The following is a 13,808-nucleotide window of genomic DNA, read 5'->3' as shown; positions in this document are numbered from 1 at the left end:
CTGTATCTATATAGTGGGCTGTCGGGTAGTGCTCGACGGCCCGCTCATCTTTCGAACCCATCACAACGCAGGCGCGGACACGCGGCACGGCAACCAGCATGGCGAAGGCGAAGACGGTCTATATCTGTACGGAATGCGGCGGACAGGCACCCAAGTGGCAAGGGCAGTGCCCCGCCTGTAATGCCTGGAACACGCTGGTGGAAAGCGTGCCCGAGCCGGCCGGCAACCATCGCTACCAGGCGCTCGCCAAGAGCGCGCCGGTGCGCCGTCTCGCCGATATCGAAGCCTCGGACGTGCCGCGCTTTACCTCCGGTGTCGGTGAATTCGACCGGGTGCTGGGCGGCGGTCTGGTCGCGGGCGGCGTGGTGCTGATCGGCGGCGATCCGGGGATCGGCAAATCGACGCTGCTGCTGCAGTCGCTCGCCGAAATCGCGGCCGATCGACGCGCGCTCTATGTGAGCGGCGAAGAATCGGCGGCGCAGATTGCGTTGCGCGCGCAACGACTCGGGCTGCTGGAGAAAGGCTCGAAGATGAACGAGCTGCAACTGCTCGCCGAAATCCAGCTTGAAAAGATCCAGGCGACCATCGAAGCCGAAAAGCCCGACGTCGCCGTGATCGACTCGATCCAGACCATCTATTCCGAAGCGCTGACTTCGGCGCCCGGTTCGGTCGCGCAGGTGCGCGAGTGCGCGGCGCAACTGACGCGCATCGCCAAGCAGTCGGGCACGTCGATCATCATGGTCGGCCACGTGACGAAAGAGGGCAATCTCGCCGGGCCGCGCGTGCTGGAACACATCGTCGATACGGTGCTGTACTTCGAAGGCGATACGCATTCGTCGTTCCGGCTGGTGCGCGCGTTCAAGAACCGCTTCGGCGCGGTGAACGAGCTGGGCGTGTTCGCGATGACGGAGAAAGGCTTACGCGGTGTGGCCAATCCTTCTGCACTCTTTCTGTCGCAACACGAGCAGAGCGTGCCGGGTTCCTGTGTGATGGTCACGCAGGAAGGCTCGCGGCCGCTGCTGGTGGAAGTGCAGGCGCTGGTCGATACGGCCCAGGTGCCCAACCCGCGCCGCCTCGCGGTCGGGCTGGAGCAAAACCGTCTTGCGCTGCTGCTGGCCGTGCTGCATCGCCATGCCGGCATCGGCTGCTTCGATCAGGATGTGTTCCTCAATGCCGTGGGCGGCGTGAAGATCACCGAACCGGCCGCCGACCTGGCCGTGCTGCTGTCCATTCATTCCTCGATGCGTAACAAGGCGTTGCCCAAGGGTCTGATCGTTTTTGGCGAAGTGGGTCTGGCGGGCGAGATCCGTCCCTCGCCGCGCGGCCAGGATCGTCTGAAGGAAGCGGCCAAGCTCGGTTTCACCTGCGCGCTGATTCCGCGCGCCAATGCGCCGAAACAGCCGATCGAAGGTTTGAATGTGATCGCCGTCGAGCGAATTGAGGAAGCGATCGATCGCGTGCGCGAGTTCGACTGAACGCCGCGCGCTGGCCTGTTCTGGCGCGTAACGATTAGTAACAACCCCGGCGCGCGCTGTAACCAGAAAGTTTTGCGATTTCCCTATCCTTGCCCGCATGAGCAACCCCGCATCAAGCGGAAAGGATAGCGACTTTGAAACAGACAGAATCGTCCATTGGCGGTAGTTCGATCGTCGTGCGCGGCTGCCGGGTCTCCGAGCCGCTTATGCAGCCTTGGGGCAGCAGTTGCCGCATCGTCGAGTGGATCGACGGCGATGGCCGCATTTCGCGCCAGGTGGTGGCCGGCAACGTGACGCCTTCGCAGGTGCGCAGCACCATCGCCCACCATGTCGAAGGCCGCAAGCACGTGCTGTACGACGACGAACGTGCGCCGCGCCAGACGCTGCCGCGCAGATAGGCGTGCGCTTTCGCAGCAACATTTCCAGCAATGTTTTCAGCAGTACACAAGACAATGGGCGCACGATGCGCCCATTGCTCTTTTAATGCCTCGTTGGACGCTTCGCTTGATGCCTCGTTGAGCGCTTTCAGCCCCAAGGACCGTAATTGAACGGCTTCTTGCCCGCCTGGCCAGCTTGAGGATGAGCGCTGGTGGGCGAAACAGCGGGGGCGGGCGACGTGACGCCCATCGGTAGACGGGCAACGCTTGCGGGCGGCTGCGCTGCAGCCTGACGCTGCGCTTCGACTTCGTCGAGCAGCGCCTGCAGCACGTCGGCGTTAAAGAGCGGATGGTTGGCCGCCTCGCCGGGCTTGAGTACCGGCGAAACGCAGCAGTCGATCACTTCGAGGCGGTCGATCCACGTCTGTAACGGCTCCGACGCAATCACGGCGCCCAGATCGCGCGTGAGCGATACGGCGTCCGATCCGCCGATCGCCTGACCCAGACTCCAATGCCGTTGCGCCCAGTCCTCGCGCCCGAGCGCCGTGCACAAGGCCTGCCAGAACTTCAGTTCGAGCGCGCCGACTGCCAGCCAGCGATCGTCCTGCGTGCGGTAGAGGTTGTAGCAGGGCACGCCGCCGTTGAGCAGACCGCCGCCGGGCTGGAGCGCGGCCGCGTCGTCGTTGGCGAGCGCCACCTGCGCGACGACGTTGTTCGCGAACGCTTCGTGCGCCATCGAGATATCGACGAAACGGCCTTCGCCGCCGCGTGCGACCTGCCAGAGTGCGGCGAGGATCTGCGTGACGGCGGAGAGGGCGCCACCGAGCAGATCGGCGATCTGGAAATTCGCCAGCACCGGCGCGCCGTCGCGCCCGGCCACCTGATCGAGCACGCCCGCGTAGGCGACGTAGTTGAGGTCGTGGCCCGCGCGATCCGAGAACGGGCCGGTCGTGCCGTAGCCGGTGATGGCGCAGTACACCAGCTTGGGATTGGCCGCGCGCAGCGTTTCGTAACCGACGCCCAGCCGGTCCATCACGCCGGGGCGGAAACTTTCGACCAGCACGTCGGCGTCGCGCGCGAGCGCAAGCAGCACGGCGCGACCGCTTTCGGACTTCAGGTCGATACGGGTTTCGCGCTTGCCGCGATTGACCAGCCGGTAGAACGCACCTGGCCGGCCGGCGAGTTCATCGGAGGCGCTTTGCATCATGGTGCGTGCTGCGTCGCCCGCACCCGGCGGTTCGATCTTGAGCACATCGGCGCCCATTTCGGCCAGACGCAGCGTGGCCACAGGCCCGGGTAAAAGCCGGGTCAGATCGAGAACGCGTAGGCCCTGCAAGGCGGCGGGTGTCGACACTCGGATAGCTCCTGACGATAGCGCTGGCTGGCGTAGACAATAAAAAGTGGGCGCTTAGCCGATCTGCTCGAGTTCCTCGTGCGCTTCGAGCCAATCGGCTTCTAGCGCTTCCAGGCGTGCCTGCACTTCGGCCTGACGGCGGATCGATTCCGTCAGTTTGGCCTTCTGCGCGGGTTCGTAACTGGCTGGATCGGCGACGAACGCGTCCAGTGTGCCTTTTTCCGCGTTGAGCGCGTCCATTTCCTTTTCGATTTTGCCGATCTTCGCCTGCAAAGGCTTCTTCAGATGGCCGAGACGCTGGCGCGTTTCCGCTTCCTGGCGACGCTGTTCCTTGCGGTTCACGCCGCTGTCGTCAGCCCCTGCGCCGTTCGCTGTGTCATTGACCGTTCCGTCCGCATTCGCCGTGCCGCCTGCCGCCGCGGCTTTGAGCGCGGCGCGCTGTTCGGCCGCGTGTTGCAGTAGCCAGTCGCGGTAGTCGTCCAGATCGCCGTCGAAAGGCTGCAGGCGATGTTTGGCGACCAGCATGAACTGGTCGGTGGTGGCGCGCAGCAGATGCCGGTCGTGCGAGACCACGATCAGCGTGCCTTCGAACTGTGCGAGCGCCATCGTGAGCGCGTGACGCGTTTCGAGGTCGAGGTGGTTGGTCGGTTCGTCGAGCAGCAGCAGATTGGGCTTTTGCCAGATGATCAGCGCGAGCGCGAGACGCGCCTTTTCGCCGCCCGAAAAGGGCGCGATGGGCGCCGTGGCCATTTCGCCGGGGAAATTGAAGCAGCCGAGGAAGTCGCGCAGTTCCTGCTCGCGCGTGTCCGGTGCGAGGCGCGCAAGATGCTGGAGAGGTGTGTCGTCTGGGCGCAGCGTTTCGAGCTGATGCTGGGCGAAATAGCCGATCTGCAGGCCCTTGCCGGTGCGCAGTTCGCCCGAAAGCGGCTCGAGCGTGGCTGCGAGCGTCTTGATCAGCGTGGATTTGCCCTGGCCGTTCGCGCCCAGCAGACCGATGCGCTGGCCGTTCTGGATCGACAGCGCCACCCGTTCGACGATGGGCGTTTCGGTGCCGTCTTCGGCGCGATAGCCGCAGCGCACGCCGTCCATCACCAGCATGGGATTGGGCGCGGAATCCGGTGTGCGGAATTCGAATGTGAACGGCGAGGCCGCGTGCGCGGGCGCGATCAGCTCCATGCGCTCCAGCGCCTTGACGCGGCTTTGCGCCTGACGCGCCTTGGTGGCCTGGGCCTTGAAGCGGTTGATGAAGCTCTGCAGATGCGCGACGGTCTTCTGCTGCTTTTCGTAGGCGCTTTGCTGCAGCGCCAGTTGCTGCGCGCGCAGGATTTCGAACTGCGAGTAGTTGCCGCCGTAGCGCTTGATCTGCTGGTTTTCCAGATGCAGCGTGACGTTACAGACTGAGTCGAGGAATTCGCGGTCGTGCGAGATCACGACGAGCGTGCCGGGATAGCGGTGCAGCCAGTCTTCCAGCCAGACGATGGCGTCCAGATCCAGGTGGTTCGTGGGTTCGTCGAGCAGCAGCAGGTCGGAGCGGCACATCAGCGCCTGGGCGAGGTTCAGGCGCATACGCCAGCCGCCCGAGAAGCTCGCGACCGGCTGGCGGGTCTGATCCATCGTGAAGCCCAGGCCGAGCAGCAGCGCTTCGGCGCGCGCGGGCGCGGTGTAGCCGTCGGCGTCGGCGAAGGCGGCGTGGGCTTCGGCTTCGGCCGCGCCGTCGTGGGCCGCGGAAGCGGTGGCGATGCGCGCTTCGATCTCGCGCAGCGGCGCGTCGCCGTCCAGCGTGTAGTCGAGCGCGGTTTTATCGACGGCCGGGGTTTCCTGCGCGACGTGCGCGATTTCCCATGTGGGCGGCATGGAGAAGTCGCCGCCGTCCGCATGCAGCTCGCCGCGCAGCACGGCGAACAGCGTGGATTTGCCCGCGCCATTGGCGCCGATGAGACCGACTTTTTCGCCCGGATTGAGGGTGAACGAGGTCTGGTCGAAGAGCGGCTTGGTACCGCGGGCAAGACTGAATTGATTGAAGCGGATCACGGGAGCGCCAGCGCAGATAAAACGTAAAGCGCTATTTTAAACTGGCTCGCGCGCAGCCCGGGATTGGCCGAACGGCTAATGCGCAATCATCGGCAATCTCGCTGGACATTTCACTGGCCATCTGGCCAGGGTGCGGGCGGGATCGGTTCTCACGTAGACTGGCGCTTTCCTTGGGGAGGAGCCAGATGTCCACGGTCTATTCGTTCACCGCGCAACCGCTGGGTGGCGGCGCGCCAGTCAGCCTTGAAGACTACGCCGGCAAGGTGCTGCTGATCGTCAACACCGCGAGCGAGTGCGGGTTCACGCCGCAGTACGCGGGCCTGCAAAAGCTCTACGACCAGTACGCCTCGCGCGGGCTTGCGGTGCTCGGCTTTCCGTGCAACCAGTTCGGCAAACAGGAGCCGGGCGCAAGTGCGGAGATCGGCGCGTTCTGCGAGAAGAACTTTGGCGTGACGTTTCCGATGTTCGAGAAGATCGACGTGAACGGGGCAAATGCGCATCCGCTCTATAGCTGGCTCACGAGCGAAGCGCCGGGCCTGCTGGGGCTGGTCGGGCTCGAGCGCATCAAGTGGAATTTCACCAAGTTTCTCGTGGATCGCAGCGGCAAGGTCATCAAGCGCTACGCGCCGGTCACGAAGCCCGAAGCCATTGCCGCGGATATCGAAAAACTGCTGTAAAGCCGTGGTCTGAGGGAAGTCTAGAGAATCGGCGCGAACAGGCGCGCGATGTGCATCGCGATCTTGCGCCACGCGGGCGCATCGCGATATTCGCCGCGGTCGATCTCGAAACTCGCTTCGAAGTCGTGGCGCAGCATGGCCTCGACTTCCGATGCGAAGCCCGCGTGCACGGTCAGCACCATGATTTCGAAGTTCAGGCGGAACGAGCGGTTGTCCAGATTCGCGCTGCCGATGGCGGCGGCCGTATCGTCGATTAGCACGACCTTCTGGTGCAAAAAGCCCGGCTTGTAGCGAAAGATGCGGATGCCCGCGCGCACCGCGTCGTAGGCGTAAAGCGTGGAGGCTTCGAACACCACGTAGTGATCGCGCCGGCTTGGAATCAGGATGCGCACGTCCACACCGCGCAGTGCGGCCAGGCGCAGCGCGGCGAAGACGGCGGAATCCGGCACGAGGTAGGGCGTGGTGATCCAGATGCGCTTGTTCGCCGCGTTGATCGCTTCCACGAAGAAGAGCGAGCAGGTCTCCTGCCGATCGGCCGGGCCGGTGGGCATGACGAGGCAGGCCATGTCGTCGCCGTCGCGCGGCGTGACGGCGGGCGCTTCGCTGCCAGGCAGTTCCTGCGTGACCCAGTACCAGTCTTCGGTGAAGGCGAACTGGATGTTCGCCACCACGGGGCCGCGCAGTTCGATATGCGTGTCGCGCCACGGCGAAAGCGGCGGCTTGGCGCCCAGATATTCCACGCCTACGTTGTGGCCGCCGACAAAGGCGCGCTCGCCGTCCACCACGACGATCTTGCGATGGTTGCGGAAATTGAGCTGGAAACGGTTGACGATGCGCCGCCGCGTGGAGAACGGGTGCACTTCCACGCCGCCCGCGCGCAGGCTGCTCACATAGCTGGAGGGCAGATCGAAGCTGCCGATGCTGTCGTAGAGGAAGTACACACGCACGCCGCGCGCGGCACAGGCGAGCAGCAGATCCTTGAGCATGTCGCCGAGCGCATCGGCGCGCACGATGAAGAACTGCACGATCACGTACTGGCGCGCCTGTTCGATGGCGTCGAAGATCGCGGAAAACGTGGCTTCGCCGTTGACGAGCGTGCGCACCGCGTTGCCGGGCACGAGCGGCATGCCGCCGAGGTGCGAGAGCGTGCGGATCACGCGCGGGTTCAGCGCGTCGGCGGGCCCGTTCGCTTCCTGCGCGAAGCGCTCGCCCGATTCGCTGCCGAGCTGCCCGAGGTCGGGCGCGCGCGCCCGGGAGCGTAGCGTTTCGTTGCGCAGGCGCCGCGCATCCGCGTAACCGGCGAACTTGCTGCGGCCAAGGAATAAATACGGGATGAGCGTGAGGTAAGGCATCGTCGCGAGCGAGACAGCCCACGCGATCGCCCCTTGCGAGGTGCGGGTGACGAGAATGGCGTGACACGCGGCGACCAGTCCCAGCAGATGGACGGTGGCGAGCAGAATGCCGAGAGTGGACCAGTCGAATCGCATAGAGACGCGGGACGCTGCAGGAGCCGGGCAGCGCGTTCGTTCTTACAGACTTTCGCGCTGCGGCCTGAGCCGCAAGACGTCCTTGCCGCGTAAACCGGGAAACGTCCATCTTACCCAACCCAGCGGGATGAGGGCGCGCCCGGTATCAGGATCGCGCGCCACGAGTGCGGCGCGCGATGGGTACAAGCTGGCGCTTAGACCGGCAGGTCGCAGGCCTGGATCAGGAACACCTGATCGTCGCCGGCGCTCGTCGAGAGCCAGACGAGATCGAGGCCGCCAAACGCGGCTTCGACGTTCTCGCGCTCGTTGCCGATTTCGACCACGAGCACGCCGTTGTCGGTCAGCCAGTTGCGCGCTTCCTTGATGATGCGACGCACGATGTCCATGCCGTCCTCGCCGCCCGCGAGCGCCATTTCCGGCTCGTGACGGTATTCGGGCGGCAGCGCGTCCATCGAGCCCGCGTTCACGTACGGCGGATTCGTGATGATGACGTCGTAGCGGCGCTCGGCGAGCGGTGCGTACAGATCGCCTTCGAACAGCGAAATGCGCGCGTCGAGTTCATGCTCGTGCACGTTGCGCTTCGCGACTTCGAGTGCCGGAGCCGACAGATCGACGGCATCGATATCGGCATTCGGGAAGGCGTGCGCCGCGAGAATCGCGAGGCTCGCCGAACCGGTGCAGAGTTCGAGCACGGCGGTGACCTGCTCGGGATCTTCCACGTACGGCTGCAGGCCATCGGCCAGCAGTTCGCCGATAAACGAACGCGGCACGATCACGCGCTCGTCGACGTAAAAGCGCAGGCCGTGCATCCACGCTTCCTGCGTGATGTAGGCGGCCGGCACGCGCTCGGTCGCGCGGCGCTCGATCACGGCGAGCACCTTGTCGATTTCTTCGGGCGCGAGGCGCGCGTCGAGGAACGGATCGAGCAGGTCCAGCGGCAGATGCAGCGAGTGCAGGATCAGATACGCGGCTTCGTCGTAGGCATTGGTCGAGCCGTGGCCGAACGCGAGCTGCGCGGCGGAGAAACGCGAAACGCCGTAGCGCAGCAGATCGCGCACGGTGCTAAACGTCGTGGAAAGCGGTTGGGTCATATTGGGAACTCCAGCCTGGGCGCGGGCGCTCAGGCGATCAGTTGTTCGAGTACGCGGCGGTACACGTTCTTGAGCGGGTCGATGAACTTCACTTCGATATGCTCATCGATCTTGTGGATGCTGCCGTTGGGCGGGCCGAACTCCACGACCTGCTGGCACATGCGCGCGATGAAACGGCCGTCCGAGGTGCCGCCCGTGGTCGACAGTTCGGTGGTCACGCCGGTTTCGTCGAGAATCGCTTTTTCGAGCGCGTTCGACAGCGCGCCGCGCGGCGTCAGGAAGGGCAGGCCGCTCACGCTCCAGTGCAGATCGTATTCGAGACCGTGCTTGTCGAGGATCGCGTGCACGCGCTGCTGCAGGCCTTCCACGGTGCTGGCGGTCGAGAAACGGAAGTTGAACAGCACTTCGGCGTGGCCGGGAATCACGTTGCTCGCGCCCGTGCCGCTGTGCATGTTCGAGACCTGCCAGGTGGTCGGCGGAAAGTATTCGTTGCCGTCGTCCCATTTTTCGGCGACGAGTTCGGCCAGCGCCGGCGCCAGCAGATGCACGGGATTCTTCGCCAGATGCGGGTAGGCGATATGGCCTTGCACGCCCTTGACGACGAGCTTGCCCGACATCGAACCGCGGCGGCCGTTCTTCACGCAGTCGCCCAGCGTTGCCGACGAAGTCGGTTCGCCGACGATGCAGTAATCCATTTTCTCGCCGCGCGCCTGCAGCGCCTCGACCACCTTGACGGTGCCGTCGGTGGCCGGGCCTTCTTCATCGCTGGTGATGAGGAAGGCGATCGCGCCGCGATGTTGCGGATGCGCGGCCACGAACTCTTCGCTGGCCACGATGAACGCGGCGAGCGAGGTCTTCATGTCGGCGGCGCCGCGGCCATAGAGAATGCCGTCGCGATGATGGGGTTCGAACGGCGGCGAGCTCCATTGCTCGAGCGGGCCGGTCGGCACGACATCGGTATGGCCCGCGAAGGCGAGCAGCGGGCCGTCGGTGCCGGCCGCGCCGCGTTTGACGGCCCACAGGTTGGTCACGCCGTTGGATTCGATCGTTTCGCACGCGAAGCCGAGCGCGCTGAGGCGTTCGGTCATGATGCGCTGGCAGTGCTGGTCGTCGGGCGTCACGGACGCGCGCGCGATCAGGGCTTCGGTAAGGGCGAGGGTGGCGGACATGGAGGGACCGGTTGCAAATGAAAATGCCGGCACCGCTGACGAATCAGGGGCCGGCAACAGCTGGTGATGGCCTGGCTGTCCGATGGGCGTCTGGCGCTCATCGGATTCAACCCTTCAGGCAAAAATCGTTTCGAGCTGCTCGGCGGCAAAGCCGAGCGCCTTCACGCGGCCATTCACGACGATAACCGGACGCTTGATGATCGACGGCTTGTGGCTCATCAACGCAATCGCGCCGGCGGTCGAATCGGCTTCGGCCTTGTGCACTTCGGACAGGCCGCGCCAGGTCGTGCCGCGCTTGTTGATCAGCTGATCGAGCGACACGTCCTTGAGCCAGTCCTGCACCAGCGCGCTCGATACGCCGGCCTTCTTGAAGTCGTAAAACTCGAACTCGATGCCGTGCTCTTCCAGCCACACGCGGGCCTTCTTCACGGAATCGCAGTTCGGAATGCCGTATACGACAGTCTTTGCGGCCTTCGCCATCAGTCGCCTCGCAGCAGCTCGTTCAGGCCGACCTTGGCGCGCGTCTTGGCATCGACCTTCTTGACGATCACGGCGCAGTACAGGCTGTGCGAACCGTCCTTCGAAGGCAGGTTGCCGGCCACGACCACCGAGCCAGCCGGGATGCGGCCGTAGGTGATTTCGCCGGTTTCGCGGTCATAGATCTTGGTCGACTGGCCGAGGTACACGCCCATCGAGATGACCGAGTTTTCTTCGACGATCACGCCTTCCACGACTTCCGAGCGCGCGCCGATGAAGCAGTTGTCTTCGATGATGACCGGGTTGGCCTGCAGCGGCTCCAGCACGCCGCCGATGCCCACGCCGCCCGAAAGGTGCACGTTCTTGCCGATCTGCGCGCACGAACCGACGGTTGCCCACGTGTCGACCATCGTGCCTTCGTCGACGTATGCGCCGATGTTGGTGTACGACGGCATCAGCACGACGTTCTTGCCGATGAACGAGCCACGGCGCGCGATGGCCGGCGGCACGACGCGGAAGCCGCCTGCTGCAAAGTCTTCAGCCGTGTAGTTGGCGAACTTCGACGGCACCTTGTCGAAGAACTGCGTGAAGCCGCCTGCGGCCATCGGCGCGTTGTCTTCCAGGCGGAACGACAGCAGCACGGCCTTCTTCACCCACTGGTTGACGATCCAGTCGCCGTCCTTCTTTTCGGCGCAGCGCAGGGCGCCCTTGTCCAGCTCGGCGATGACGTGGGCGACGGCTTCACGCACGTCGTTCGGCGCGGACTTGGGCGAGAAGTCGGCGCGGTTTTCCCAGGCGGTGTCGATGATCTGCTGAAGTTGTTGCGACATGGTGGTGATTTCGTGAAATTGATGGTGGAAAGCGGAGTTGCGCGCGGCGGGTGGCAGGCGGGCTGCACACACCCCGCACGCAGGGAAAGCTTTACGGTTTGAGCGAGCGGCAGAAGTCGACGATGCGCTGCGCGCCCTCGATGCACTCCGCGACGTCGGCGACGAGCGCGAGGCGCACGAAACCGGCACCGGGATTCGCGCCATGCGCTTCGCGCGCGAGAAACGAGCCCGGCAGGACCGTCACATTATAGTCGGCGTAGAGGCGCTGGGCGAACGCGTCGTCCGTGAGGCCGGTGCGCGAGACATTGGCCCACAGGTAGAACGCGGCGTCCGGCAGCTTCACGTCGAGCACGTCGGCGAGCATCGGCGTGACGGTCGAGAACTTCTGCACGTATTTGGCGCGATTGTCGCGCACGTGCGCTTCGTCGCCCCAGGCGGCGATGCTAGCCGATTGCCAGACCGGCGACATGGCCGAGCCGTGATACGTGCGATAAAGCAGAAACTGCTTGAGGATCGCGGCGTCGCCGGCGACGAAGCCCGAGCGCATGCCCGGCGCGTTCGAGCGCTTCGACAGACTGGAGAGCATGACGAGACGCTCGAAGCCGCGGCCGAGCTGGCGGGCCGCTTCGAGACCGCCGAGCGGCGGCTTCGTTTCGTCGAAATAGATCTCCGAATAGCATTCGTCGGACGCAATCACGAAGCCGTATTTGTCGGACAGCGCGAACAGTTCGCGCCAGTCGTCGAGCGTGAGCACGGCGCCCGTCGGATTGCCCGGCGAGCAGACGAACAGCAGCTGCGTGCGCGCCCAGACGTCTTCCGGCACCTGCGAATAATCGCAGGCGAAGTTGCGGGCCGGATCGCTGTTCACGAAATACGGCTCGCCGCCTGCGAGCAGCGCGGCGCCTTCGTAGATCTGGTAGAACGGGTTCGGGCAGAGTACGATCGCCCGCTTCGCCGGGTCTTTCACGCCGGCCGTGGGGTCCACGACCGCCTGGGCGAGCGCGAACAGCGCTTCGCGCGAACCGGACACCGGCAGCACTTCGGTGGCGGCGTCGATCTTCGGCAGGCTGTAGCGCTCGGTCACCCATTTCGCGATCGCCTCGCGCAGCGCGGGCGTGCCGGCCGTGGCCGGATACACCGACAGACCGTCGAGCGAATTGACGATGGCGTCGCGGATCAGCGCGGGCGTCGGGTGTTTCGGCTCGCCGATCCCGAAGCTGATGTGGCGCAGGCCGGCATTCGGCGTGACGTCCTTGAAGAGCACGCGCAGCTTTTCGAAGGGATAGGACTGGAGGGTGTCGAGGAGCGGATTCACGGCTTGGCGGGCTAAATAGGCGAGCTGGAGCGAAAGACGGACAGGCAGCGGGCAGGGCGCAGCGGCGTCGGATCGACGCGCGTAGCGCGCGTTTGCGGCGCAGGTTGCGCGGCATCTGCGGCTGGAAAAGCGGGAATTATAACTTGGCGTTGTCTGGACGTTGCGCGGCATCAAGGCTGGCGCGGCAAGCCGGGCACGCATGAGACAGGAAAAAGGGCCTGGAAATGCAATCTGTGAAGGGTGCGCCGCGCGCAGTCGTGCGCTTGACCGGGGCCGCGCGATGAACGCGAATCTCAAAGCGGGCTGGCCTACGCTCGCGATTCTGATCGGCGCTTCGGTCTGGGGCGTGATCTGGTATCCGCTGCGCACGCTCGCGAGCTTCGGCCTGACGGGCACGGCCGCCGGCGCGGCCACGAGCGCGGCGGGCTGTCTGTTCGTGCTGTTGCTGCGCCGCCGCTCGATTTCGACCGTGCGCTGGCACTGGATCTTGCCGATGCTCGGGCTCGCGGCCGGCATCACCAATATCGGCTTTGTCTGGGGCGCGATCCACGGCGAAGTGATGCGCGTGCTGCTGCTGTTTTATCTCACGCCCGCATGGACCGCGATCTTCGCCCATTTCATCCTGCACGAACGCCTGTCGTGGTCGGGCGCGGCGCTCGCCGGGCTGTCGCTGCTGGGCGCGGTCATGATGCTCTGGTCGCCGAAACTGGGCGTGCCGCTGCCGGGCAGCGCGGCGGAGTGGGCCGGACTCGTGGCCGGCATGGGTTTCGCGATGAGTAACGTGCTGGTCGTCAAGACGAGCCGCATCCTGCCGCAGATGAAGCCGGAAATGCGCACGGCCGTGATTTTTGGCGGCGCGGCGATCTTCGGCGCGCTCGCTGCGTGCTTCGAGCCGCTGCCGGTGATTCACGCAGGCGAACCGGTCGCGCGGATCATGCTGCTGGTGCTGGTGCTCGGCCTGTTGCTCAGTTCGAACAATATGCTCGTGCAGTACGGTCTCGCGCGCGTACCTGCGAACCGCGCGTCGATCATCATGTTGTTCGAGATCGTCGTGACGGCGCTGTCGTCCTGGCTGCTGGCGGGCGAGACGCCGGGGCCGCGCGAATGGGCGGGCGGCGCGTGCATCGTGCTGGCCTCGCTGCTGTCGAGCTGGGTCCATCGCGCGCAGGACGCGAAACGCGAGGACGGCGCAGCGGGCAAACCGCACACGCCCCACGCAAGCGCCGATGCCAGCGCAATCGCGCACGCCCAGGCGAACCGGCTCGACGACGATGAGGGCGCGCCGGGTCAGCGCGGCGATCGCGCCAAAAATGCCGCAAACGCCGATGCCGGCGTCAGCGACGACGCCACACAAGCCGAAAGCGGCGCGAAAGACAGCGCGCCGCCCACGGCTTCTCCGCGCAGCGGGCAGAATGGCTCGCGTGCGATGGTATGATTGCCGCTGATCCTCGCCGGCCGGGGCGCGCAGGCTGTGTTTGATGCGCGCGGTGCGGCGAGCCGTGGCGGCTGCCCGAGATGCTTGATG

Annotated in this window: 12 protein-coding genes; 4 read left to right on the top strand and 8 right to left on the bottom strand. The window is 65.3% G+C overall.

What is annotated here, in order from left to right; all coding sequences use genetic code 11:
• The first annotated feature begins 98 nt into the window (after positions 1 to 98).
• Positions 99 to 1,475, top strand: a complete 1,377-nt coding sequence (gene radA / locus G3N59_RS06625; RefSeq protein ID WP_205981760.1) for a DNA repair protein RadA — start codon at positions 99 to 101, stop codon at positions 1,473 to 1,475.
• Positions 1,476 to 1,609: 134 nt separating this feature from the next.
• Positions 1,610 to 1,873 (top strand): DUF2866 domain-containing protein, encoded by a 264-nt coding sequence (locus G3N59_RS06620; RefSeq protein ID WP_205981759.1) that lies wholly within the window; start codon positions 1,610 to 1,612, stop codon positions 1,871 to 1,873.
• Between the two features lie 127 nt (positions 1,874 to 2,000).
• Here the strand turns inward: G3N59_RS06620 and G3N59_RS06615 are convergent, their stop codons facing one another.
• Together G3N59_RS06615 and G3N59_RS06610 are read right to left on the bottom strand one after the other, a co-directional pair.
• Positions 2,001 to 3,188, bottom strand: coding sequence for a CaiB/BaiF CoA-transferase family protein (locus G3N59_RS06615; protein WP_205981899.1), 1,188 nt, complete (start codon positions 3,186 to 3,188; stop codon positions 2,001 to 2,003).
• A 72-nt stretch (positions 3,189 to 3,260) separates the two neighbouring features.
• Positions 3,261 to 5,237 (bottom strand): ATP-binding cassette domain-containing protein, encoded by a 1,977-nt coding sequence (locus G3N59_RS06610; RefSeq protein WP_205981758.1) that lies wholly within the window; start codon positions 5,235 to 5,237, stop codon positions 3,261 to 3,263.
• Positions 5,238 to 5,422: 185 nt separating this feature from the next.
• Between G3N59_RS06610 and G3N59_RS06605 the strand changes: the two genes are divergently transcribed.
• On the top strand, positions 5,423 to 5,914 hold the full coding sequence (locus G3N59_RS06605) for a glutathione peroxidase (RefSeq protein ID WP_205981757.1): 492 nt from the start codon (positions 5,423 to 5,425) through the stop codon (positions 5,912 to 5,914).
• A gap of 20 nt (positions 5,915 to 5,934) precedes the next feature.
• Here G3N59_RS06605 and cls read toward each other — a convergent pair whose 3' ends face one another.
• From cls to dapC, 6 genes are all read right to left on the bottom strand, one after another.
• A complete protein-coding gene (cls, locus tag G3N59_RS06600; protein WP_205981756.1) occupies positions 5,935 to 7,401 on the bottom strand; it encodes a cardiolipin synthase in 1,467 nt (488 codons plus the stop codon).
• Positions 7,402 to 7,595: 194 nt separating this feature from the next.
• A complete protein-coding gene (gene prmB, locus G3N59_RS06595; RefSeq protein WP_205981755.1) occupies positions 7,596 to 8,492 on the bottom strand; it encodes a 50S ribosomal protein L3 N(5)-glutamine methyltransferase in 897 nt (298 codons plus the stop codon).
• A gap of 29 nt (positions 8,493 to 8,521) precedes the next feature.
• Positions 8,522 to 9,661, bottom strand: coding sequence for a succinyl-diaminopimelate desuccinylase (dapE, locus tag G3N59_RS06590; RefSeq protein WP_205981754.1), 1,140 nt, complete (start codon positions 9,659 to 9,661; stop codon positions 8,522 to 8,524).
• Positions 9,662 to 9,775: 114 nt separating this feature from the next.
• On the bottom strand, positions 9,776 to 10,141 hold the full coding sequence (locus G3N59_RS06585; protein ID WP_205981753.1) for an arsenate reductase: 366 nt from the start codon (positions 10,139 to 10,141) through the stop codon (positions 9,776 to 9,778).
• On the bottom strand, positions 10,141 to 10,968 hold the full coding sequence (gene dapD / locus G3N59_RS06580; RefSeq protein WP_205981752.1) for a 2,3,4,5-tetrahydropyridine-2,6-dicarboxylate N-succinyltransferase: 828 nt from the start codon (positions 10,966 to 10,968) through the stop codon (positions 10,141 to 10,143). Before dapD ends, G3N59_RS06585 begins: the two co-directional genes overlap by 1 nt.
• Before the next feature lie 91 nt (positions 10,969 to 11,059).
• Complete coding sequence (gene dapC / locus G3N59_RS06575) at positions 11,060 to 12,283, bottom strand: succinyldiaminopimelate transaminase (RefSeq protein WP_205981751.1); 1,224 nt, start codon at positions 12,281 to 12,283, stop codon at positions 11,060 to 11,062.
• A 280-nt stretch (positions 12,284 to 12,563) separates the two neighbouring features.
• Between dapC and G3N59_RS06570 the strand changes: the two genes are divergently transcribed.
• Entirely contained in the window at positions 12,564 to 13,718 is a 1,155-nt protein-coding gene (locus G3N59_RS06570; protein ID WP_205981750.1) for a DMT family transporter, read from the top strand.
• Positions 13,719 to 13,808 lie beyond the last annotated feature (90 nt).

Source organism: Paraburkholderia sp. Ac-20340 (assembly GCF_017104965.1).
GTDB lineage: Bacteria > Pseudomonadota > Gammaproteobacteria > Burkholderiales > Burkholderiaceae > Paraburkholderia.
The sequence above is the reverse complement of the archived record's forward strand: the minus strand, read 5'-3'. Positions and strand labels throughout refer to the sequence as shown.

Excerpts from the sequence above, each read along its gene's own strand:
- radA (WP_205981760.1), top strand. The coding sequence starts at position 99 with ATGGCGAAGGCGAAGACGGTCTATATCTGTACGGAATGCGGCGGACAG.
- G3N59_RS06605 (WP_205981757.1), top strand. The coding sequence starts at position 5,423 with ATGTCCACGGTCTATTCGTTCACCGCGCAACCGCTGGGTGGCGGCGCG.
- cls (WP_205981756.1), bottom strand. The coding sequence starts at position 7,401 with ATGCGATTCGACTGGTCCACTCTCGGCATTCTGCTCGCCACCGTCCAT.
- prmB (WP_205981755.1), bottom strand. The coding sequence starts at position 8,492 with ATGACCCAACCGCTTTCCACGACGTTTAGCACCGTGCGCGATCTGCTG.
- dapE (WP_205981754.1), bottom strand. The coding sequence starts at position 9,661 with ATGTCCGCCACCCTCGCCCTTACCGAAGCCCTGATCGCGCGCGCGTCC.
- G3N59_RS06585 (WP_205981753.1), bottom strand. The coding sequence starts at position 10,141 with ATGGCGAAGGCCGCAAAGACTGTCGTATACGGCATTCCGAACTGCGAT.
- dapD (WP_205981752.1), bottom strand. The coding sequence starts at position 10,968 with ATGTCGCAACAACTTCAGCAGATCATCGACACCGCCTGGGAAAACCGC.
- G3N59_RS06570 (WP_205981750.1), top strand. The coding sequence starts at position 12,564 with ATGAACGCGAATCTCAAAGCGGGCTGGCCTACGCTCGCGATTCTGATC.